The organism is Blastococcus sp. TF02-09 (assembly GCF_003319105.1).
Taxonomy (GTDB): Bacteria; Actinomycetota; Actinomycetes; order Mycobacteriales; family Geodermatophilaceae; genus Blastococcus.
On record NZ_QOHH01000005.1, the window covers coordinates 1 to 19,819 of the forward strand.

A 19,819-nucleotide genomic window follows, 5' to 3' on the forward strand; every position below is an offset into this window, starting at 1 on the left:
GCAACGACGCACCGCCGAAGGACTTTCCAAGAAAGACATCATCCGCTGCCTCAAGCGCCTGATGGCCCGCGAGCTCTACTACCTGCTCACCTCACCCAAGACCTCTTGACGATCCATAGGAGCATCCGACGGTCACCACCCCTGGACGCGGCGGGCCGCGGCGACGACGCGGTCGAAGCGCGCCCGGTCCAGCGCCGCGCCCTCCCGGCGCACGTCCCCCGGCGCCAGCTGCAGCAGCCGGTCCAGGCGCACCTCGCTCGGCCGTCCCCGCGCGTCCCAGGCGCCGCTGCCCAGGTCGGTCCACACCCGGCCGTGCCGCGCCTCGTCGGCGGCGTCGCGGTCGTGGTCCTGGCTGCTCAGCATCAGCCCGAGCAGGTCGGACCCGCGCCGGCCGATGACCAGCACCGGGCGGTCCTTGCCGCGCCCGTCGCCCTCGTCGTAGGGCACCCAGGCCCAGACGATCTCCCCGGGGTCGGCCGCGCCGTCCTGCCGCGGCCGGTACTCCACGTCGGGTCCCGAGGAGCCCGCTCGCCGCGGTGACGCCGGGCCGGGGGAGCCGACCCTGCGCAACAGGCCGAGGACCGACCGTGCCGCCGAACGGAGACCCCGGTGCGCTGCCATGCCCGGCACGCTACGGGCGGGCGGCCCGGTCCGACGGCGGAGATGTGTTCTGCGTGACAGATCGGGATCGGTTCATCACGGAGTGGTTAGGACGCCGTCTCGCGGGGAACCCTGGCCGCACGGGGTCGGGCGGTGACGGCGTGTTCGCGGCGGTTCCCCGGTGGAAGAGGGGTCCCTATGACATCGGCCGAGCCGGTCCGCCCCGCCGCACCGCGCACCGGTGAGGTGCAGGCCAGCGTGCTGGCCGCCTTCCAGCTCGTCGAGGACGCCCGGTACGAGCGCAGCGGCCGCCGTCGGCGTGCCGAGCTGGTCCGCGCCCGAGCCGAGCGCGCGGTGGCCGATCGCAAGCTCGAACGCGACCTGCCCGACAGCTGACTCAGGCGACGCAGAACTCGTTGCCCTGCGGGTCGGCCAGCGTCACCCACGACATCGGGCCCTGCGCGCCGCGCCAGAGCTCGGTGGCGCCCAGGGAGAGCAGCCGGGTCACCTCCTCCTCCCGGCGCTCCGGGCCCACGCGGACGTCGAGGTGCAGCCGGTTCTTGACCGTCTTCTCCTCGGGGACCCGCTGGAAGAGGACCCGCGGCCGCCCCGGCTCGGGGGAGGTGATCGCGGCGCCGAGAGCCCACACGAGCGCACCGCGGTGCCGCATCGTGTCCGCCTCGCTCGCCGCACCCGCCTGCACCATGCGGGTGATGAACGCCTCGTCCTGCGGCTCCACCTGCCAGCCCAGCGCCTCCGCCCACCAGTCGGCGAGCTCGTGCGGGGCGGTGGAGTCCACGACCACCTGGAGATCGAACGCCATGGCCGGGACCGTACGGGCGACCACCGACGATCCGGGGGCTCCTGCTCCGCGTCAGAGCTCCTGGGCGAGGTCGGCCCAGATGGTCGCGTCGTCGGGGAGGTCGGACTCCAGCGCGCAGTGGTCCTTCAGCACCCGCCCGAACGGCGTCAGCGTGCCCGGTGCCACCCGCTGCGCCGGGTCCCACAGGCCCGAGCGCATCACCGACTTCGGGCACTGGAAGTAGGCCTTGCGGACCTGCACCAGCAGCACCGACAGCGGCGCCCGGCCGAACTCGGTGAGGTCCACGTCGAGGTCCTCGGGCCGCACCAGCGACGTCGTCCCGTACACGCGCAGCGTCTGGTCGACGCCGGGGACGAAGAACATCAGCGCCGCCCGCGGGTTCGCCGCGACATTGCGCAGGCTGTCCACGCGGTTGTTGCCCGGGCGGTCGGGCAGCGCGAGCCGGTGCTCGTCCAGCACGTGCACGAACCCGCGGTCGCCGCCGCGCGGCGAGATCTCCGGCCAGCCGTCGGGGTCGGCGGTGGCCAGCGTGGCGAAGGGGGAGTGCGCGATGAACTCCCGGCAGTGCGGGTCGAGGTGGTCGATCACCTTGTCGAGCACGAGGCCGCCCGGCGTGCGGTACCCCGCGACGACGGCGCGGTCGGCAGGGGCGGGAACGGCAGCCACGCGACGACGGTAGACCGCGCCCGGGGCCGACCGGTTAGAAGCCCGAGCCCGGGGGCAGGAGCGGCAGCCCGCCGGGCGCCCCCTGCTCGATCAGCCGCCACAGCGCGTCGGTGTCGGCGTGCTCGGCCACCAGGTCACCCAGCCGGTCCAGCCGCGCCTCCCGGATCGCGGCGAAGTCCGTACCGGGGGCGGGCACGAAGCGCCGGCCGGTGCGCGCGGCCACCTCGCGCAGGAAGGCCCGGCGGAAGCCGTCGTTCTCCAGCGCGCCGTGCCACGTCGTCCCGAAGACCGAGCCCGCGCGGGCGCCGTCGAGGAACGGTTCCGCGCCGTCGTCCACGGTGGTGACGCCGTGGTGGATCTCGTAGCCGGTCACCGGCTCGCCGAGCGCGGAGCCGACCGGGCGGCCCAGCGTCTTCTCCGGCGCGAACCGCACCTCGGTGGGCAGCAGGCCGAGTCCGGGGACGAGCCCGGCGCGCGACTCGACGTCGTCGTCGATGCTGCGGGCCAGCATCTGGAACCCGCCGCAGATGCCCAGCACGGGGACGCCGTCGGCGGCGCGGCGGCACACCGCGTCGGCGAGCCCCGACGCGCGCAGCCAGCCGAGGTCGGCGACGGTGGCCCGGGTGCCCGGCAGCACCACCAGGTCGGCGTCGGCGAGCTCCTCGGGACGGGTGGCGTAGCGCAGCAGCACGCCGGGTTCGGCGGCCAGCGCGTCGAGGTCGGTGAAGTTGGAGATGCGGGGCAGGCGGGCGACCGCCACCCGCAGCACGTCCTCCCCGTGCGCCGGCCCGGCGGGCGGGCGCGGCGCGGCCAGGCCCAGCGAGTCCTCCACGTCGAGCTCCAGGTCGGCCAGCCAGGGCAGCACGCCGAGCGTCGGCCGGCCGGTGAGCTCGGTGAGCCGGTCCAGCCCGGGGCGCAGCAACCGGACGTCGCCGCGGAACTTGTTGACCAGGAAGCCCGCGACCAGCCGCTGGTCCTCCGGCGGCATGAGCGCCACGGTCCCGTGCAGCGCGGCGAAGACCCCACCGCGGTCGATGTCGCCCACCACCACCACCGGCAGCCGGGCCGCGGTCGCCAGGCCCATGTTGGCGATGTCGTCGGCGCGCAGGTTGATCTCCGTGGGGGAGCCGGCGCCCTCGCAGACGACGACGTCGAAGCGGGCCCGCAGGTCGGTCAGGCTGGCCAGCACCTGCTCCATCAGCGCGGCCTTCCGCGGCCGGTAGGACAGCGCCGTCACCTCGCCGACCGCGCGGCCGAGGACGACGACCTGGCTCGAGTTCTCAGCGCCCGGCTTGAGCAGCACCGGATTCATCGCCGCCTCGGGGGCCACGCGGGCCGCGGCCGCCTGCATGACCTGGGCGCGGCCGATCTCCGCGCCGTCGGCGGTGACCATCGAGTTGTTGCTCATGTTCTGGGCCTTGAACGGCGCCACGGAGACCCCCTGGCGCACGAGCCACCGGCAGATCCCCGCGGTGACGAGGGACTTGCCGGCGTCGGACGTCGTCCCCGCGACCAGCAGCGCTCCGCTCACCCGGGCGCACCCGGGGTGGCGCCCCAGCCGGCCTTCTCCTGGCCGGACAGCGCGGCGATCTCCAGCATGATCGCGTCGGTCACCTCGCGCCGGGCCCGGCCCTTGCCGGCCTGGCCGCGGTGCGCGGGGAAGGTCATCGGCCGCCCGAACGTCACCGCCACGCGGTGGGGGCGCGGCCAGCGGGCGTCGACCGGCTGGACCCGGTCGGTGCCCCGCACCGCGACGGGGACGACCGGGCAGTCGGCGGTGAGGGCCAGCCAGGCCACGCCGGTCTTGCCGCGGGCCAAGCGCCCGTCCCGCGAGCGGGTGCCCTCGGGGTAGAGGCCGAAGGCCAGCCCGCTGTGGAGCACGCCCAGCGCCGTGTCGAGCGCGGCCTGCGCGGCCCGGTGCGTCTCCCGCTCCACCGGGTGCGCACCCAGCGCGGTGAACAGCGTGCGGGTGAACCAGCCGGAGATGCCGCGCCCGGTGAAGTACTCGGCCTTGGCCAGCAGCGCGACCCGCCGCGGGGCCACGGTCGGGATGACGATGCTGTCGATGAAGGACAGGTGGTTGCTGGCCAGGATCACCGGCCCGTCGAGGGGCACGTTCTCCCGACCGGTGACCCGGGGGCGGAGCAGCACCCAGAGCAGCGGGCGGATGACGAAGCGGGCGACGACGTAGAACACCGGGTGCTCCCCTCCTCGGCCCGCCGTCGACCGCCGGCAGGAGCGCACGGCACGGGCGCGTCCGCATTCTCGCGGACGGCCCGGCCCGGCTCCGCGCAGGTCGCCCCGCCGCGCCGGGAGTCAGGTGCGGGCGGTGCCCGGCGGGCAGGCGTCGCGCAGGATCCCCCGGATGTCGGCCGGGAGCCCGGCCCCACCGGTGGCCGACGCGGTGATGGCCGAGGCCACGTCGCGCAGCTTCCGGTGGGTGTGCCCGGAGATGTGCGACAGGAGGTCGAAGGCCACCTGGTCGGTGCAGCCGGTGAGCAGCATGAGGATGCCCTTGGCCTGCTCGATGCCGGCGCGACTGGCCATGGCTGTGCGCAGCTGTGCCACCTCCAGCTCCAGCGCGGCCGCGCGCTCGGCGTCGGCGTGCCCGCCGGCGGGGAGCCCCGGCTGGGGGAGGGGATCAGGAGTGGTCAGGGGCCGGCGGGACCGCAGCCGGTGACGGGGCAGCGTGGGAGAGGACATGGCGTTCGCTCCATGCGGAAGGCGCACCGGCATCCCCGGTGGGACCACGCAGCCGCTGTCTCGACTCGCGCGGATCCACCGCCCGCACAGGGGCGGCCGCTCCGATGCGGTGGACCGTACGTCTGTGCCGGGCGATCCGCAGCCGGAAGCCGAGCGGAGCCGCCCGGACCGACGCGCCGTCACGCACCGCAAGCGGTCGGTTCAGCCGCGCCAGGTTCCCCGCAGCAGACGGGCACCGGCGGCGAGGGCCGTTGTCGTCGTCCACACCGCGGCCGACAGTCGCGTCGCGCGGCGGATGTCGCCCACCCCCGGAGGCCGCCCGGAGCCCAGCACCGGGCGGTCCTCCACCCGGGAGCCGTAGACGTTGCGCCCGCCCAGCCGCAGTCCCAGGGCGCCGGCGAGCGCCGCCTCGCACCGCCCGGCGTTCGGGCTCGGGTGCGCCGCGCCGTCCGCGCGCCAGGCCCGCAGCGCCCCGGCCCCGGAGCCGCCGGCCAGCGGGGCGCAGGCGACCGTCAGCGCGGCGGTCACCCGTGCCGGCGCCCAGTTCGCGACGTCGTCCAGGCGCGCGGCCGCCCAGCCGAAGCGCTCGTACCGCGGCGAGCGGTGCCCCACCATCGCGTCCAGCGTGTTCACCGCCCGGTACACGAGCAGGCCCGGGATCCCCGCGACCGCGCCCCAGAACAGCGGGGCGACGGCGGCGTCGGAGGTGTTCTCCGCGACCGACTCGACCGTCGCGCGCGAGAGCTCGGCGGCGTCGAGCCCGCTCGGGTCGCGGCCGGCGAGCGAGGGCAGCACCGCGCGGGCCCGGGGGAGGTCGCCGTCGTCGAGGGCGTCGGCCATGCGCCCGGCCGTGCGGGACAGCGAGGTGCCGCCGAGCACCGTCCACGTCGCGGCCGCGGTGACCAGCGTGCGCGCGAGCGGCCGTCCCGCCGTGGCCCGCCGCAGCGCCGCCCCGACCGCACCCGCCGCCGTCGTCAGCACGAGGACGTGGCCGACGCCGGCGCGCCGGTCGTCCCGCCAGGTCCGGCGCTCCAGCGCGGCCGCGGCCGTGCCGAACCCCGCCACCGGGTGCCCGCGCCGCGGATCGCCCAGCAGCAGATCGGCGGCCGAGCCGAGGGCCAGGCCGGCGGCGGTCGGGACGTCCACGGGCGACATGGTGCCCGCTCGCCCGGAACCGCCCTCCCTAGGATCGGTCGACATGCGCCTGCCCGGCCGTTACGACGGCGTCGCCCGGCCCATCGTCACCTACGGCAGCGACCCCGTCCTGCACCGTCCCTGCACGCCGGTCACCGTGTTCGACCGGGACCTGCGGCGCCTGGTGCTGGACATGTTCGCCTCCATGGAGGCCGCCGACGGCGTGGGTCTCGCGGCCAACCAGATCGGCGTGGACGCCCGGATCTTCGTCATCGACTGCCCCGACGCCGCCGGGGAGGACGTGGTCGGCTACGTCGTCAACCCGACGCTCACGCTCCTGGAGCCCGCCGACGGCGAGCCCGCCGAGGAGGTCACCGAGGAGGGCTGCCTGTCGGTGCCGGGCCCCTACGCCGAGCTGGCGCGGACCTTCCGCGCCCGGGTCGACGGCGTCGACGTCCACGGCGACCCGGTGCGGATCGAGGCGACGGGCATGGCCGCCCGCTGCCTGCAGCACGAGGTCGACCACCTCGACGGCATCGTCTACGTGGACCGGTTGCCCGAGGAGGAGCGGGACCGTCTGCTCGCCGAGGCGGCCGGCCCCGCGGGGGATCTGCCCGCCTGACCACCGCCGATGTGTGGGAGCGGTCGATGGCGGGGCATCTGATGGCGCATGACAGACACCGCGCCCACCCCGCTCTCCGCCCTCGCCCTCGTCTGCAGCCTCAAGGCCTCGCCGGCGCCGTCCAGCAGTGACCTCATGGCCCGCCAGATCCTCGAGGAGCTGGGCAAGCACGGGGTCACCGGCGACGTCGTCCGCGTCGTGGACCACGACGTGAAGCCCGGCGTCGAGGTCGACATGGGCGACGGCGACGCCTGGCCGGCGATCCGCGAGCGGATGATGGCCGCCGACATCCTGATCGTGTCCACGCCCACCTGGGTCGGGCACATGAGCAGCGTCGCCCAGCGGGTGCTGGAGCGCCTGGACGGCGAGCTGTCCGAGACCGACGACTCAGGGCGGCCGCTGGTCGCCGGCAAGGTGGCGGTGACCGCCGTCGTCGGCAACGAGGACGGCGCCCACAAGATCACCGCCGACCTGTTCCAGGGCCTCAACGACATCGGCTTCACGATCCCGTCGCAGGGCGGCACCTACTGGAACGACGAGGCGATGGGCAGCCGCGACTACCAGGACCTCGACGAGACCCCCGAGGCGGTCGCCTCCACCACCGCCACGCTGGCGGAGAACGCCGCCCACCTGGCTCGCCTGCTGAAGGCGAGCTCCTACCCGGGCAGCTGAGCGGAGACGGGCCGGTCGTCGCGCTCGACCGCCGCCCGCCCGGCGGCGAGCGAGCCGGCCCGGCGCCGTGCCCGCAGCAGCCCGGCGACGGCCACCAGCGCGAGGACGACGACGGCGACCCCGTAGACCTCGGTCGTGCGGGTGAGCCCCGCGTGCCCGGCGGCGATGCCCGCGGCGATCGCCGGGATGCTGAACGCGAGGTAGCCGACGACGAAGACCGCGGCCAGCAGCCCGGCCCGGTGTCCCGGGGCGACGCCGGCGGTGATCGTGGCGACGGCGCCGAGGAACGCGGCGCCGAAGCCGAAGCCGGTGACGACGGCCGCACCGAACAGCAGCGGGGCCGACGTGGTCGTCAGCGCGGCGAGCGTGCCCAGGCCGCCGGCGGTGAAGACCAGCGCACCGACCAGCATGGCCCGCTCGGGCGCGGCGGTGCGCAGCGCCAGCGACCCGAGGATGCCCGTGCCGTTGAGGGCCAGGATGAGCAGCCCGCCCACGAGGTGGTTGTCGATGTCGAACACCTCGGCCACCAGGGAGGGGCCGAGCGAGGCGTAGAGGCCACCGACGGCCCAGCAGGCGAGCAGCAGCGGCAGCGCCCCGACGAAGGCCGGCCGGTGGGCGGCGGGCACGTGGACCCGCGGGCGCAGCGACGCGACGGCGCCGGGGAGGCGGGGCGAGCTCTCGGGCAGCAGCAGCGCGCCCACGGCGGCGAGCACGAAGACGACGGTGAGCACCGCGAACACCCAGGTGTCCGGTGCGGCCACCGACTGCACCAGCAGGCCGGCGCCGACCGCCCCGATGGAGAGGCCGAGACCCGGGGAGGCGCTGTTGATGACGGCCCCCATCGGCCGGTCGCGGTGCTGCAGGTCCAGCAGCGCCGCGCCGAGGGTGCTCGTGAGCGCTCCGGTCGCCAGCCCCTGCACGATGCGCGCGGCCAGCAGCCACCCCACGCCGTCGGCGGCCAGGAACAGCACCATCGCCACGGCCTCGAGCAGGAGCGCCGCGATCAGCACCGGGCGCCGGCCCACGTGGTCGGAGAGACCGCCGACCACGAGCAGGGAGGCGAGCAGCGCGAAGGCGTAGATGCCGAAGATCGTCGTCAGCACTCCGGGGCCGAAGCCGAACTCCTCCTGGTAGACCCGGTACAGCGGCGAGGGGACGCCGGAGGCCGCGAGCATCAGGACGAGCAGGACGGCCACCGACCAGAAGGCGGGGGCCCGGGGCAGACGTCGCGACTCGGGCACGACAGACACGAAGTCCCGTCGCCCGGTGCAGATTCCCGGGAAGCGTGTCGGGACGGTGCGGTTCCGGGTAGAGCCCGGTCATGGCGCTTCCCCGCATCCTCGTCCTCGTCCTGGCCGGCGGCGCGGGTGGCCGGCTCGAACTGCTCACCGACCAGCGGGCCAAGCCGGCCGTCCCGTTCGCCGGGGTCTACCGGCTGATCGACTTCCCGCTGAGCAACTGCCTGCACTCGGACATCGCCGACGTGTGGGTCTCCATCCAGTTCCACCCCACGTCGCTGACCGAGCACCTGGCCAACGGTCGTCCCTGGGACCTCGACCGGACCACCGGCGGCCTGCTCACCCTCCCGCCGTTCCAGGGCACCGACCGGGGCGGCTGGAACACCGGTACCGCGGACTCGCTGTGGCGCCAGGCCGACCTGGTCCGGGCGTTCGACCCCGACGCGCTCGTCGTGGTCAGCTCCGACGCCGTCTACAAGCTGGACTACCGCGAGGTCGCCGAGGCCCACCTCGGCTCGGGCGCCGAGGTGACCATGGTGACCACCGAGGTCGCTCCGGACGACGCCTCGCGCTACGGGATCGTGCAGGTCGGCGAGGGCGGGAAAGTCACCGACTACGCCTACAAGCCCGACGAGCCGGCGACGACGACGGCGACCAACGAGGTGTTCGTCTTCACGCCCACGCCGACCCTCGACCGCCTGGAGGCGCTGGCCCGGGATGCGGGGGAGGACGGGCTCGAGGACCTGGGCACGAAGCTCCTGCCCGCGATCACCGCCGACGGCCTCGCCCGGGCGCACGCGCTCGAGGGCTACTGGCGCGACGTCGGCACCGTGCCCGCCTACTGGGAGGCGCACCGCGACTTCATCCAGGAGCAGCCGCCGCTGGACCTCGACGACCCGTCGTGGGCGATCCGCACCCGTGGGGGCCGGCACAGCGCGGCGCGGCTGCTGCGCGGGGCGGTGGTGGAGGACAGCCTCGTCTCCGGCGGCACCCGGGTGGGCGGCGAGGTGCGCGGTTCGGTCCTGTCGCCGGGCGTCGTCGTCGAGAAGGGCGCGACGGTCGTGGACTCCGTGCTGCTGCCCGGGGCCCGGGTGCGCGCCGGGGCGACGGTCACCCGCTCCGTGCTCGACGACTGCGTCGAGATCGGGGAGTCGGCCACGGTCGGCGGCGACGGCGACATCACGCTGGTGGGCCGCCGGGCCGCCGTGGACGCCGGCGCCCACCTGGCCGCCGGCGCCCGCCTCCCCGAGCCCGAGGACGACTGAGCTCAGTCGAAGGACATCCAGACCCGGCGCCGGTCGGCCCGGGTGTGGACCTGGGCCATGGCCTCGACGCGGCGGCGCTGGTCGGCCGTCGGGGTGTGGTTGACCACGGCGATCTCGGCCTCCCGCATGGCCCGCTCGGCGGCGAACTTCGCCGGGGTCGAGGGGACGCCGTCGGGGTTGTCGACCGCGTCGGCGCGCGGCCGGGCGTAGGGGCTGTCGGCCGGGAGGTTGCCGCTCACCCGGCCGTAGGCGCCCAGGAGCAGCAGGACCAGCCCGGTCACCTCGGCGAACACCACGTTCTCGATCTGGAACGCCAGCAGGTTCGCCTCGGTGCGCAGCACCGCCAGGCTGCCCAGGCCGGACAGCAGGAACAGGATGCCCACGACGATCATCAGCGTCGAGGCGGTGCGCGGGCTGCGCAGCGCGGCGAGGACCAGCACGCCGGCGGTGAGCACGGAGACGGTGGAGAGCAGGCCGTTCGACGACAGCCCGAGGATCTGCTCGCCGTCGGTCGAGAAGAAGTCCAGGCCGCCGGCAAACCCCAGTACACCGAAGACCAGGATCACCGCGGCGACGGCGAGCGCGCCGATCCGCTGGACGGCGTACACCCGCGTGTCGTAGCGGCGGCCGTGCTCGTCCGTGGCGACGGCGGGACGCGTCCCACCGCTGAGGGGGCGACGCTGCATGGAAGCTCCTCGGTCGGGGTGGATGCCCGCTCTTCCGCTCTCCGTGCGCGTCCGGATGCGCCGGGTCCGCGTGTCCCCGGGGGCGAAGGCCGGCGCGGCCCGGTGCGTTGACGACGACGTGAGCCAGCCGTTCGAGATCGACCTGCACTCCGAGTTCCTGCGTGCCGACCTCTTCCTCGCCATGGGCCAGCCGGCCGAGGCCGCCCGGATCTTGGAAACCGTCGTCGAGGGCGAACCCACCAACGAAGCCGCGCTCGAGGCGCTGGCGCGCGCCTACTTCGGCTCGGCCCAGCTCACCCGCGCCGAGGACGCCCTCGTCCGGCTGGTGCAGCTGGCCCCGGCCAACGGGTGGGCCCGGCGGGCGCTGGCCCGGACGCTGGAGCGGCAGAGCCGGCACGACGAGGCCGCGGCGCACCACCGGATGGCCGACGCCCTCGGCGCCCGGTGAGCGCGCCCCGGTAGCCGGGGAACTACCAGAGGGCGGCGGCGACCAACAGGGTCGCCGCCGTCGCCGTCTCGCCCATCGCTCCCATGACGTCGCCGGTGGTACCGCCCAGGCGGCGCAGGGCCCGACGGTGCAGGGCCTCGGCGGCCAGCACGCCGGCCGCGACCGCGCCGACCAGCACCGCCGCGTGCTCGGGGCCCCGGACCGCGGCCGCGGCCAGGCCGCCGACGACGAGGGTCAGCACGGCCGCGCCGCTGAGCCAGGCGGCGGACACGGTGCCCGCGACGGTGCGACCCAGGGACGACCCCTCCGCGACGGCCACGCCGGGCAGCCCGGTGCGGCTCATCACCAGCCGCGCCGCGATCACCGCCGTCCAGAGCGCCAGCCAGCCCCCGTCCTGCGGCAGCAGCGCTGCCAGGCAGGCGACCTGGAGCAGCAGGGTGAGCACCAGCGTGGCCACGCCGAACGGGCCGACGTCGCTCTGCCGCATGACCTGCAGGGCGCGCTCACGGCCACGCAGCGGGCCGAGGCCGTCAGCGGTGTCGGCGAGCCCGTCGAGGTGCAGGCCCCGGGTGAGGAGGGCGAGCGCCACGACGGCGAGCACCGCACCGGTCAGCGGCGACACCGTGCGGGTGCCGGCCTCGGCGACGCCCGCGGCGATCCCGCCCAGGACCAGCCCGACCAGCGGCGCCCACGGCAGCACGCCGCGGGTCGACGTCGCCGCGCGGGCCGGCACCGGCAGGGCGGTGAGCAGCGCCGCCGACTCCAGCGGGCCGGTGAGCCTCATCGAGGCTGCTGGGCACGCCCGGCGACGAGGACCCCGGGCCGGTGCGCCGGCCTCACGGGCAGAACTCCAGGCGGGTGATGCTGCCGTTGTGCGGGGTGACCGCCGGCATCGCGTCCGGGCCGAGGCCGGCGACCACGGCCTGGATCGCGCGGATCGTGTCGCCGTGGGTGACCAGGGCGATCACGTCGGCCGGCGGCTCGGCGCAGAGGTCCTTGAGGTAGGCCTCGACCCGCCCGTGCAGCTCGGCCAGGCTCTCGCCGCCCTCCGCCGACCACCGGGCGTCGCTCCAGTCGACGACGTCCCACAGCTCGCGCGAGGGGCGGCCCTCGAGCACGCCGTACCCCTGTTCGCGCAGGGCCGGCGTCGTCACGATGGGCAGCCCTGTGGTCCGCGCGCACGGCTCGGCCGTCTGGACGGCGCGCAGCAGGTCGCTGCTGATGAGCACGCCGGGCGCGAGCCCCGCCAGTTCCTCGGCCGCCGCCTCGGCCTGGCTGCGTCCCAGGTCGGTGAGCGGGATGTGGGGGGTCTGGCCCTGCATCAGGCCCGCCGCGTTCCACTCGCTCTGCCCGTGGCGGACGAGCAGCAGGGTCAGGGGGTGGGCCATGGTGGATGAAAGCGTAACCACCTGGGCGGCGGCGCAGGGCGGCGCGCCTCGTACCGTCGTCGTCGCGGCCGTTCCGAGGCGGTCGCGCACCAGCACAGCGACGCGGGCCGGCGACCGGCCGGCGCAGCGAGGAGAGCACGTGAGCATCCCCGTCCGTCCCGGCGCCGCCCGCGCCACCGCCCGCCCGGGCGCGCCCGACCCCCTGCTGCCGCTGCTCGACCTGCCCGGGGTCCGGGCGGCCGCCGACTCCGCGCGCGCAGGGGTGGACCGGCTGCTGGGCCACAAGGTGCTGCGCCGGGAGTCCGCCGGGGTGAGCACCGAGTCCGCGCTCCGCGGCGCCCGGGCCTCGGCGGCCCTCGAGGGCGTCGACGTGCCCCTGGCCGACCTGCGGGCCGGCGCCGTCGACGACCCGGTGGTGCAGGGCTCCCTGCGGTTGTCCGCGGGCCTCGGCGGCATGATCGACACCTGGCCCAAGGCGCCCGGTCAGGTGCTCGCCCGCATGCACGTGCTGGCCGCGAGCGACCGCGTCGCGAACGCCCACCTCGGCCGGCCGGCCCCGCATGCCGGTCCGCGGCTGTCCGGGCTGTTCTCGCTCGTCACCGGGCGGACGGCCGCCCCGGCGGTGATCGTGGCCGCGCTCGTGCACGGCGAGATCGCCGCGCTGGCTCCCTTCGGGGTCGCCGACGGGCTGGTCGCCCGCGCGGCCGCCCGGCTCACCGGCATCACCCGCGGCCTGGACCCCAAGGCGGTCTCGGCCCCCGAGGTCGGGTTCGCGGAGCTGGGCGCTGCCGCCTACGCCGAGGCGCTGGCCGGCTACGCCTCCGGGGAGCCCGCGGGCGTCGCGCGCTGGCTCGTGCACTGCTGCCAGGCGACCGAGCACGGCGCGCTGGAGGGCCTGGCCATCTGCGAGAGCCTGCTGCGCGGCTGAGCGCGCGCCGGTTGCCGCGACCCTGCAGGTCAGGCGGGGGCCAGCAGCAGTCCGGCCAGCGCCACGACGGTCACCGCGATCGCAGCCGCCGCCGCGGCCGGCACCCAGGCACCGGTGCGCGCCCCGTAGCCGAGGGCGGCGAGCACCGACAGCCAGGGGCCCGACAGCGAGAGGAACAGCCCGATCCGGGCCAGCGGCCGGCGGCGGCGCCGGCGGGGGGCGGCGCGCACGGACTGGCCGACGAGCACCGCGGCCACGCACACGGCGAAGGCCGCGAGCCAGGCGAGGACCGCGGTGAGCACGTCCGCAGGATGACCGACGGGCCGGCGGTGCGCCCGGCGCCTCGCCGCGGACCGGCGCCGGGAGGCGCGTTCCGCGGAGGTGCGGGGTCAGGCCCCTCGGCGCCGCCAGCGGCCGCTCGGCGGGCCGGCGGGGGCCGGGAGGACGGCCCGCCCGTTCCGGTGCCGGGCGTACCAGGCCAGGCCGACCACCGCCGCGCCCACGCCCATCGCCGCCGCGCCGGTGACCATGGGCGTCGCCGTCGTGGAGAACCGCGCGCGCATGCTCACCGGCCGCTCGAAGCGCAGCACCGGCCAGCCGTTCTGCAGCGCGGCCTTCCGGAGGCCGCGGTCGGGGTTGACGGCCGTGGGGTGCCCGACGGCCGCCAGCATGGGCAGGTCGGTGATCGAGTCGCTGTAGGCCCAGCAGTCGGCCAGGTCGTAGCCGCCCTCGGCCGCGACCTCGCGCATCGCGGCGGCCTTGTTCTCCGCGTAGGCGTAGAAGTCGATCTCGCCGGTGTACCGGCCGTCCTGGACAACCATCCGCGTGGCGACGACGCGGTCGGCCCCCAGCATCTCGCCGATCGGCTCGACCATCTCCGCCCCACTGCTGGAGACGATGACGATCTCGCGACCGGCGGCGCGGTGCTCCTCGATGAGGTCGGCCGCCTCGGCGTACACCAGCGGGTCGACGATCTCGTGCAGCGTCTCGCGGACGATCTCGTGCACCGCGGCGGCGTCCCAGCCGGTGACCATCGCGGTCATCTGCGCACGCAGCCGCTCCATCTGCTGGGCGTCGGCGCCGGCCATCGAGAACACGAACTGGGCGTAGGCGGTCTTGAGGACCGTGCGCCGGTTGATCAGCCCGCCCTGGAAGAAGGGGCGGCCGAAGGCCAGGGTGCTGGACTTGGCGATGATCGTCTTGTCCAGGTCGAAGAACGCCGCGGCGCGGGTCACGAGGCATGAGGCTAGTAGTGCTGGACGGGTGTGACAGATCACGCGCGCCGTCCACACCCGAACGAGTCATCCACAGTTCGGCCGCCGATCTGGCACTGTTCGCCCACGCTCGGCTGGGCTGGCCCGGTGGTTGCCGCCCCTTCGCCCTCTGATCCGTCCTCCCGGCCGCTGGTCGTCAGCCGCGACGAGCAGCTCCTCGACGACCTGCTGCGCGTGCTGGCCGCCGCCGGCGCCGAACCCGAGATCGCCGTCGGCGGCGCGCCGTTGCGCCGCGCGCACCGGTCCGCGCCGCTGGTCCTGCTCGGTGCCGACGTGCTCGCGACGTCCGTCGTGCGGGAGCTGGGACGCCGGCCCGGTGTGGTGGTCGTCGCCCGCGACGAGCTGCCGGCGCAGGAGTGGGCGGCGGCGGTGGAGGTGGGGGCCGAGCGGGTGGCGGTGCTGCCGGCCGACGAGGGCTGGCTGCTGTCCCGCGCCGTCGCGGCGGTCCGGACCCCGGTCGCGCGCGGCTGGCTGCTCGCCGTCGGGGGCGGCTGCGGGGGTGCCGGTGCCAGCACCGTGGCCGCCGCCCTCGCCGTGGCGGCGGCACCCGGTGCGGTCCTGGTCGACGTCGACGGCTGGGGTGCCGGACTGGACCTGCTGCTGGGCGCCGAACGGGCCGAGGGCCTGCGCTGGCCCGAGCTGACCGGGCTCCGGGGGCGCGTCTCGGGGGATGCACTGCGCGCCTGCCTGCCCGAGGTGGCGGGCGTGCACGTCCTCGCGGCCTCGCGCTCCGCGCACGCGCCGCTGCCGGAGGAGGCCGTGCGGGCGGTGGTCGAGGCGGCCCGCTCCGACGGTGCGCCCGTCGTCGTCGATCTGCCGCGCCCCGGGCCGGACGGGTTCTGCGCCACGACGCACGCGGTGCTGAGCGAGGCGGACCTCGCGCTGCTCGTCGTGCCGGCGCGGCTGCGGGCGGCCACCGCGGCCCGGGTGCTCGTGGCCGGCCCCGGGTCGCCGTGGGCGGCGGCGCAGCTGGTCGTCCGTCCGGTGCCCGGTGGCCTGTCCACCGCCGAGGTCGCCGACGTGGTCGGCCGGCCCCTGCTCGCCGAACTGCCGCACGACCGCAGCGCCGTCGCGCGCAGCGAGCGGGGCGAGGTGCCCGCCGTCGCGCCGCGGACCCCGCTGGGCGGCGTCGCGCGCCGGGCGCTGACCCGGCTGCGGGGTGCTGCCGCATGACCGCGGGCCTGCTCGAGCGCGTGCGGGCCCGGCTGGCCCTGGAGCCGGGGATGCCGACGCAGGCGGACGTCGCCGCCGTGGTCCGCCAGGAGAGCGGCGGGCTGCTCGGGGACGACGACGTGCTCCGGGCCGTGCGGGACGCGGTCGACGAGCTGGCCGGAGCCGGCCCGCTCGAGGCGCTGCTCCGGCTGCCCGACGTCACCGACGTGCTGGTGGCCGCCCCCGACCGGGTGTGGATCGACCGGGGGGAGGGGCTGGAGCTCAGCGCCGTGCGCTTCCCCGACGACGACGCGGTCCGCCGGCTCGCGGTGCGGCTGGCCGGGGCCGCGGGGCGGCGGCTGGACGACGCCGCCCCCTGGGTGGACGTCGGGCTGCCCGACGGCACCCGGCTGCACGCGGTGCTCGCGCCGGTGGCCGGCAGCACCTGCCTCTCCCTGCGGGTGCTGCGGCGCTGCTCGCGGAGCCTCGCCGACCTCGAGGCCCTCGGCGCGTTGCCCGGCGACAGCGCGCGGCTGCTCCGGGCCGTGGTGCAGCGACGGCTGGCGTTCCTGGTCACCGGAGGTACCGGATCGGGCAAGACGACGGTGCTCTCCGCGCTGCTGGGGGAGGTCGGGCCCACCGAGCGGGTGCTGACGTGCGAGGACGCCGCGGAACTCGCGCCGGCCCACCCACACGTCGTCGCGCTGCTCACCCGCCCGCCCAACGTGGAGGGCGTCGGAGAGGTGACGCTGCGCGACCTGGTGCGCCAGGCGCTGCGGATGCGACCCGACCGGCTGGTCGTGGGCGAGGTCCGTGGCGCGGAGGTGGGCGACCTGCTGGCCGCCCTCAACACCGGCCATGAGGGCGGCTGCGGGACCCTGCACGCCAACTCGCCGGCCGAGGTGCCGGCCCGGTTGGAGGCGCTGGGGGTCGCCGCGGGGCTCGACCGCGCCGCGGTGCACAGCCTGTCGGCCGCCGCGCTGCACGTCGTCGTGCACCTGCGCCGCACCCCGGCCGGCCGCCGGGTCGACGAGATCGGGGTCCTGCGCCGTGCGGGAGAGCTGGTGGCTGTGGAGCCGGGCTGGCGCGCCGACGGAGGGCCGTGCCCGGCCGCGGACCGGTTGCACGCACTGCTCGATGGGACTGCGCCCCGGTGAGCGCCGCGCTCCTGCTCGCCGCGGTGGCGCTGCTCCTCTGGCCGGGCCGGTGGGCGGGCGCCCGGTTGCCCGCTGCGACCCCGCGTCGGGGTGGGGCCGTGGGGGGCGGGGCCGCGGGGAGGCCGGTGGTCCTGGCCGCCGCGTCCGCCGCGGCGGCCGGCGCGATCCTGAGCACGCCGCTCGTGGCGGCACTGGGTGCGGCGGCCGCGGCGGCCGGCGTGCGCGCATGGACCCGGCGGCGGGCCACGGCGCAGGTGGAGGCCGCGATCCGCGGGCTGGCCGACGGGCTCGGTGCCCTGGCGGCCGACCTGCGCAGCGGTCGCTCGCTGGTCGCCGCCGTGTCGACCGCCGAGCACGCCTGCGGGGACCCGGCGGCCGGCCGTTCGCTGGTCCGCGCGGTGCGCACGCCCGAGGTGACCCCGGCCGAGGAGCCCCGCGAGATCGCCGACGCCCTGGGCAGGATCGCGGCCGCCACCCGGCTCAGCACGCGCACGGGGTGCTCGCTGGCGGCGGTGGCCACCGCGGTGGAGGACGACCTGCGCGCCCGGGCGCGGCACCGCGCGGAGCTGCGGGCCGCGACCGCAGGGCCCCGGGCGAGCGCCGCCGTGCTCGCCGGGCTGCCGGTGCTCGGGCTGCTCATGGGCAGCGGGGTGGGCGCCGACCCGTGGCGGGTGCTCACGACCACCGGAACCGGCCAGGTGCTGCTGGTCGGCGGCGTCGCGCTCGAGGCCGCCGGGCTGGTCTGGTCGCACCGCCTGGTCGAGCGGGCGCTGCGGTGAGCCGCCCCGGCCGCCGGCTGTGACACCGGACCGGACCTGGGCGGCCCTGCTGGTCCTCGCCGCCGCGGTGGCCCTGTGGCCCCGGGGAGTCGGAGCAGGCGCCGCCCGGTGGGCGGCGCTGCGCGCGACGGCCGAGCCGGGCGCCGCACGCCTCCCGGCACCGGGACCCGCTCCGGACGCCGGGCGGGAGCGGCTCCGCCGGTGGGTCCTCGCGGCGGCCCTGGGCGGAGCAGGCGCGCTGCTGACCGGTGGGACCGCCGGCGTGGTCGTCGGAGGGGTGCTGGCCGTCGGCGTCGAGCGCGTGCTGCGCGCCCGGGCACCGGACGAGGAGGCCGCCGACCGGGTGCTCCTGGTCCGCGACCTGCCCGCTGCCTGCGACCTCCTCGGCGTCTGCCTGTCCGCCGGACTGCCCGTCGAGGGCGCGCTGGAGGCGGTCGGCGGTGCCGTGGGGGGACCGCTGGGCGAGCAGTTGCGGTCGGTGGCCGCGCTGTCCCGGCTGGGGGCCGACCCGCGCCGCGCCTGGGCGGAGGTGCCGGTGGAACTGGCCGGGCTGGGCCGTGTCCTCGTGCGTGCGGGCGAGTCCGGGGCGACGGTCGCCGGCTCCCTGCGGACGCTGGCCGCCGAGAGCCGCGCGACGGCCCGGGCCGCAACGCAGGCGGCGGTGCAGCGCGCCGGGGTCTGGGTGCTGGCGCCGCTCGGCGCCTGCTTCCTGCCCGCCTTCCTCTGCCTCGGGGTCGCTCCGCTGGTGCTCGGGATCGCGGAGGACGTCCTGGGCTGACCGTGCGGCGGAGTGACGGACCGGCGCGAGCCGATGACAAGGGTGGCCCCCGTCAGGGCTCCTGGCGTGCCACCACGAAGACGTCGGCGTACTCGGCGACGACCTCGAGCACCGCGGCGATGTCCCCGGTGCGGCGGGCGTCGGCGAGCCGGCGGTGGAACTCACCCGTGCGGAGCGCCGGCCGGGTCTGCCAGGTGACGACGGCGTCCTCCACGCCGGGGTTGCGCATCTGGTGCACGCTGCCCGCCGGGACGTCGAGGGTGTCGCCGGCGCGCAGGACGGTCTCCACGCCGTCCACCCGGCACCACATCTGGCCCTTCTCGACGGTGAAGTGCTCGGTCTGGTTCGGGTGCAGGTGTGCGATCGGCAGCGTCGAGCCGGGCCGGTACGTGGCCCGCATCTCGTGCAACCGGCCCTGGCTGTCCTCGCCGGTGATCGTGAACTCCAGTCGGAGGTTGCCGTCGTCCAGCACGTCGGTGTCCATCGGGGCGTCCTGTGGTGGTGGCGTGGTGCGGTCGCCGCCAACGTTGCCGCGGACGACTTGGGGCGCGCTGGTGGTGCGCTTGGGCCCGCCGAACACGGCGTCCACAGCCGGGATCGCCGTCCACAGATGCCGTCGACCCGTGGGACGACCGGCCGCGCGGGCCGAGGCTCGGTGCACGGCCCGATCCGCGGGCCCTCGACGCCAGGAGGCCGCCGTGCCCACCACTTCCGGAGCCCTGCCCGACCCGACCGAACCGAGTGCGGATGCTCCGGCGCCTCCTCCGACCACCCGGGCGCGCGCCGCGCTGCACCGGCGGCTGGTGGCCCTGCGCGAGGAGGCCGAGGCCGGCATGAGCACCGCCGAGTACGCCGTCGGCACGGTGGCCGCCTGCGCCTTCGCGGCCGTCCTGTACCGGGTCGTCACCGGGGACTCCGTGGTCGACGGGTTGACCGACCTCGTCGACCGCGCACTGGCCACGCTCGCCTGACGTGCGGCGTGCTGCGAGCGCCCGGCGGGACGCCGACGGCGAGGCGGGCATGGTGACCGCCGAGACCGCGGTCGTCCTGCCGGTGCTCCTCCTCGTGCTGGTCTGCGCCGTCGCGGCGGTGACCGTGGTCGGTGCCCAGCTGCGCTGCGTGGACGCGGCGCGGGAGGGCGCCCGCGCCGCCGCGCGCGGTGAGACCGCCGGCGTGGTGGCCGAGCTCGCCGGCGCCGTGGCACCCGACGGCGCGGTCACCGGCGTGCAGCCGTCCGGGGACCAGATGCGGGTCACGGTGAGCGTCGAGGTGTCGCCGCTGGGCCCGGTCCCGCTGCGCACCCGGGTGTCGGCCGAGGCGGTCGCGCAGCGCGAACCGGGCGGGCCGCCGTGACGCGGGAGGGCGAGCGCGGTTCGGCGACAGTGTGGGTGCTGGCGCTGGCCGGCGTCCTCGCGCTGGTGGGCCTGGCGGGCGTCCTCGTGGGCGCGGCCGCGGTGGCGAGGCACCGGGCGGGTGGCGCTGCCGACCTCGCCGCCCTCGCCGCGG

26 protein-coding genes are annotated in these 19,819 nt (G+C 76.7%); 12 read left to right on the forward strand and 14 right to left on the reverse strand.

Features of this window, described 5'->3' with window-relative positions; genetic code table 11:
• Positions 1-132: 132 nt before the first annotated feature.
• Positions 133-507 carry a type II toxin-antitoxin system PemK/MazF family toxin gene (locus DQ239_RS08865; protein ID WP_233488967.1) on the reverse strand — a complete coding sequence of 125 codons (375 nt, stop codon included), beginning with the start codon at positions 505-507 and terminating at the stop codon, positions 133-135.
• 291 nt (positions 508-798) lie between these two features.
• Here DQ239_RS08865 and DQ239_RS08870 point away from each other — a divergent pair, with 291 nt between their 5' ends.
• Positions 799-996, forward strand: coding sequence for a hypothetical protein (locus DQ239_RS08870; RefSeq protein WP_113834071.1), 198 nt, complete (start codon positions 799-801; stop codon positions 994-996).
• 1 nt (position 997) lies between these two features.
• On the opposite strand, the gene DQ239_RS08875 is transcribed toward DQ239_RS08870, so the two are convergent.
• The 6 genes from DQ239_RS08875 to DQ239_RS08900 form a co-directional block, all read right to left on the reverse strand.
• A complete protein-coding gene (locus DQ239_RS08875) occupies positions 998-1,423 on the reverse strand; it encodes a VOC family protein (RefSeq protein ID WP_113834299.1) in 426 nt (141 codons plus the stop codon).
• Between the two features lie 51 nt (positions 1,424-1,474).
• Positions 1,475-2,089, reverse strand: a complete 615-nt coding sequence (locus DQ239_RS08880) for an MSMEG_1061 family FMN-dependent PPOX-type flavoprotein (protein WP_113834072.1) — start codon at positions 2,087-2,089, stop codon at positions 1,475-1,477.
• Positions 2,090-2,123: 34 nt separating this feature from the next.
• Positions 2,124-3,620: a cobyric acid synthase gene (locus DQ239_RS08885; RefSeq protein WP_113834073.1), complete on the reverse strand. Its 1,497-nt coding sequence runs from the start codon at positions 3,618-3,620 to the stop codon at positions 2,124-2,126.
• Positions 3,617-4,285 (reverse strand): lysophospholipid acyltransferase family protein, encoded by a 669-nt coding sequence (locus tag DQ239_RS08890; RefSeq protein ID WP_113834074.1) that lies wholly within the window; start codon positions 4,283-4,285, stop codon positions 3,617-3,619. Before DQ239_RS08890 ends, DQ239_RS08885 begins: the two co-directional genes overlap by 4 nt.
• Before the next feature lie 120 nt (positions 4,286-4,405).
• Positions 4,406-4,792, reverse strand: a complete 387-nt coding sequence (locus DQ239_RS08895; RefSeq protein WP_158544812.1) for an ANTAR domain-containing protein — start codon at positions 4,790-4,792, stop codon at positions 4,406-4,408.
• A 201-nt stretch (positions 4,793-4,993) separates the two neighbouring features.
• On the reverse strand, positions 4,994-5,938 hold the full coding sequence (locus DQ239_RS08900; RefSeq protein ID WP_233488969.1) for a cobalamin biosynthesis protein: 945 nt from the start codon (positions 5,936-5,938) through the stop codon (positions 4,994-4,996).
• A gap of 52 nt (positions 5,939-5,990) precedes the next feature.
• On the opposite strand from DQ239_RS08900, the gene def reads away from it, so the two are divergent.
• Entirely contained in the window at positions 5,991-6,548 is a 558-nt protein-coding gene (gene def, locus DQ239_RS08905) for a peptide deformylase (RefSeq protein WP_113834077.1), read from the forward strand.
• 48 nt (positions 6,549-6,596) lie between these two features.
• Positions 6,597-7,220 carry an NAD(P)H-dependent oxidoreductase gene (locus DQ239_RS08910; RefSeq protein ID WP_113834078.1) on the forward strand — a complete coding sequence of 208 codons (624 nt, stop codon included), beginning with the start codon at positions 6,597-6,599 and terminating at the stop codon, positions 7,218-7,220.
• On the opposite strand, the gene DQ239_RS08915 is transcribed toward DQ239_RS08910, so the two are convergent.
• Complete coding sequence (locus tag DQ239_RS08915) at positions 7,205-8,461, reverse strand: MFS transporter (RefSeq protein ID WP_113834079.1); 1,257 nt, start codon at positions 8,459-8,461, stop codon at positions 7,205-7,207. The two genes, DQ239_RS08910 and DQ239_RS08915, sit on opposite strands and share 16 nt — an antisense overlap.
• Before the next feature lie 80 nt (positions 8,462-8,541).
• Between DQ239_RS08915 and DQ239_RS08920 the strand changes: the two genes are divergently transcribed.
• On the forward strand, positions 8,542-9,723 hold the full coding sequence (locus DQ239_RS08920; RefSeq protein ID WP_113834080.1) for a sugar phosphate nucleotidyltransferase: 1,182 nt from the start codon (positions 8,542-8,544) through the stop codon (positions 9,721-9,723).
• A gap of 2 nt (positions 9,724-9,725) precedes the next feature.
• On the opposite strand, the gene DQ239_RS08925 is transcribed toward DQ239_RS08920, so the two are convergent.
• Entirely contained in the window at positions 9,726-10,409 is a 684-nt protein-coding gene (locus DQ239_RS08925) for a DUF4383 domain-containing protein (RefSeq protein WP_113834081.1), read from the reverse strand.
• Positions 10,410-10,527: 118 nt separating this feature from the next.
• On the opposite strand from DQ239_RS08925, the gene DQ239_RS08930 reads away from it, so the two are divergent.
• Entirely contained in the window at positions 10,528-10,857 is a 330-nt protein-coding gene (locus tag DQ239_RS08930; RefSeq protein ID WP_233488971.1) for a tetratricopeptide repeat protein, read from the forward strand.
• A gap of 22 nt (positions 10,858-10,879) precedes the next feature.
• Here the strand turns inward: DQ239_RS08930 and DQ239_RS08935 are convergent, their stop codons facing one another.
• Both DQ239_RS08935 and DQ239_RS08940 read right to left on the reverse strand, forming a co-directional pair.
• The gene (locus DQ239_RS08935) at positions 10,880-11,641 is read right to left on the reverse strand and encodes an adenosylcobinamide-GDP ribazoletransferase (RefSeq protein WP_113834083.1); all 762 of its coding nucleotides are present in this window, start codon (positions 11,639-11,641) and stop codon (positions 10,880-10,882) included.
• Between the two features lie 52 nt (positions 11,642-11,693).
• Positions 11,694-12,245 (reverse strand): histidine phosphatase family protein, encoded by a 552-nt coding sequence (locus DQ239_RS08940; protein WP_113834084.1) that lies wholly within the window; start codon positions 12,243-12,245, stop codon positions 11,694-11,696.
• 139 nt (positions 12,246-12,384) lie between these two features.
• On the opposite strand from DQ239_RS08940, the gene DQ239_RS08945 reads away from it, so the two are divergent.
• Positions 12,385-13,173 carry an oxidoreductase gene (locus tag DQ239_RS08945; protein ID WP_113834085.1) on the forward strand — a complete coding sequence of 263 codons (789 nt, stop codon included), beginning with the start codon at positions 12,385-12,387 and terminating at the stop codon, positions 13,171-13,173.
• Between the two features lie 29 nt (positions 13,174-13,202).
• On the opposite strand, the gene DQ239_RS08950 is transcribed toward DQ239_RS08945, so the two are convergent.
• Both DQ239_RS08950 and DQ239_RS08955 read right to left on the reverse strand, forming a co-directional pair.
• A complete protein-coding gene (locus DQ239_RS08950; RefSeq protein ID WP_113834086.1) occupies positions 13,203-13,475 on the reverse strand; it encodes a hypothetical protein in 273 nt (90 codons plus the stop codon).
• A gap of 87 nt (positions 13,476-13,562) precedes the next feature.
• Positions 13,563-14,408: an HAD family hydrolase gene (locus DQ239_RS08955; RefSeq protein WP_113834087.1), complete on the reverse strand. Its 846-nt coding sequence runs from the start codon at positions 14,406-14,408 to the stop codon at positions 13,563-13,565.
• Positions 14,409-14,534: 126 nt separating this feature from the next.
• Here DQ239_RS08955 and ssd point away from each other — a divergent pair, with 126 nt between their 5' ends.
• Genes ssd through DQ239_RS08975 form a run of 4 tightly spaced genes read left to right on the forward strand, consistent with a single transcriptional unit; the run spans position 14,535 to position 18,313 of the window.
• Complete coding sequence (ssd, locus tag DQ239_RS08960) at positions 14,535-15,620, forward strand: septum site-determining protein Ssd (RefSeq protein ID WP_113834088.1); 1,086 nt, start codon at positions 14,535-14,537, stop codon at positions 15,618-15,620.
• The gene (locus tag DQ239_RS08965; RefSeq protein ID WP_113834089.1) at positions 15,617-16,756 is read left to right on the forward strand and encodes a TadA family conjugal transfer-associated ATPase; all 1,140 of its coding nucleotides are present in this window, start codon (positions 15,617-15,619) and stop codon (positions 16,754-16,756) included. The genes ssd and DQ239_RS08965 overlap by 4 nt, the downstream gene beginning before the upstream one ends.
• The gene (locus DQ239_RS08970) at positions 16,753-17,535 is read left to right on the forward strand and encodes a pilus assembly protein TadB (RefSeq protein ID WP_113834090.1); all 783 of its coding nucleotides are present in this window, start codon (positions 16,753-16,755) and stop codon (positions 17,533-17,535) included. The genes DQ239_RS08965 and DQ239_RS08970 overlap by 4 nt, the downstream gene beginning before the upstream one ends.
• 19 nt (positions 17,536-17,554) lie before the next feature.
• Entirely contained in the window at positions 17,555-18,313 is a 759-nt protein-coding gene (locus DQ239_RS08975; protein WP_233488973.1) for a type II secretion system F family protein, read from the forward strand.
• 52 nt (positions 18,314-18,365) lie between these two features.
• On the opposite strand, the gene DQ239_RS08980 is transcribed toward DQ239_RS08975, so the two are convergent.
• Positions 18,366-18,902 (reverse strand): cupin domain-containing protein, encoded by a 537-nt coding sequence (locus DQ239_RS08980; RefSeq protein WP_158544813.1) that lies wholly within the window; start codon positions 18,900-18,902, stop codon positions 18,366-18,368.
• A 109-nt stretch (positions 18,903-19,011) separates the two neighbouring features.
• Here DQ239_RS08980 and DQ239_RS20870 point away from each other — a divergent pair, with 109 nt between their 5' ends.
• Positions 19,012-19,284: a DUF4244 domain-containing protein gene (locus tag DQ239_RS20870; RefSeq protein ID WP_233488974.1), complete on the forward strand. Its 273-nt coding sequence runs from the start codon at positions 19,012-19,014 to the stop codon at positions 19,282-19,284.
• A 1-nt stretch (position 19,285) separates the two neighbouring features.
• The gene (locus DQ239_RS08990) at positions 19,286-19,666 is read left to right on the forward strand and encodes a TadE family type IV pilus minor pilin (RefSeq protein WP_233488976.1); all 381 of its coding nucleotides are present in this window, start codon (positions 19,286-19,288) and stop codon (positions 19,664-19,666) included.
• Positions 19,667-19,819: the final 153 nt, after the last annotated feature.

Excerpts from the sequence above, each read along its gene's own strand:
- DQ239_RS08895 (WP_158544812.1), bottom strand. The coding sequence starts at position 4,792 with ATGTCCTCTCCCACGCTGCCCCGTCACCGGCTGCGGTCCCGCCGGCCC.
- DQ239_RS08920 (WP_113834080.1), top strand. The coding sequence starts at position 8,542 with ATGGCGCTTCCCCGCATCCTCGTCCTCGTCCTGGCCGGCGGCGCGGGT.
- DQ239_RS08870 (WP_113834071.1), top strand. The coding sequence starts at position 799 with ATGACATCGGCCGAGCCGGTCCGCCCCGCCGCACCGCGCACCGGTGAG.
- def (WP_113834077.1), top strand. The coding sequence starts at position 5,991 with ATGCGCCTGCCCGGCCGTTACGACGGCGTCGCCCGGCCCATCGTCACC.
- DQ239_RS08925 (WP_113834081.1), bottom strand. The coding sequence starts at position 10,409 with ATGCAGCGTCGCCCCCTCAGCGGTGGGACGCGTCCCGCCGTCGCCACG.
- DQ239_RS08940 (WP_113834084.1), bottom strand. The coding sequence starts at position 12,245 with ATGGCCCACCCCCTGACCCTGCTGCTCGTCCGCCACGGGCAGAGCGAG.
- DQ239_RS08965 (WP_113834089.1), top strand. The coding sequence starts at position 15,617 with ATGACCGCGGGCCTGCTCGAGCGCGTGCGGGCCCGGCTGGCCCTGGAG.
- DQ239_RS08935 (WP_113834083.1), bottom strand. The coding sequence starts at position 11,641 with ATGAGGCTCACCGGCCCGCTGGAGTCGGCGGCGCTGCTCACCGCCCTG.
- DQ239_RS08875 (WP_113834299.1), bottom strand. The coding sequence starts at position 1,423 with ATGGCGTTCGATCTCCAGGTGGTCGTGGACTCCACCGCCCCGCACGAG.
- DQ239_RS08910 (WP_113834078.1), top strand. The coding sequence starts at position 6,597 with ATGACAGACACCGCGCCCACCCCGCTCTCCGCCCTCGCCCTCGTCTGC.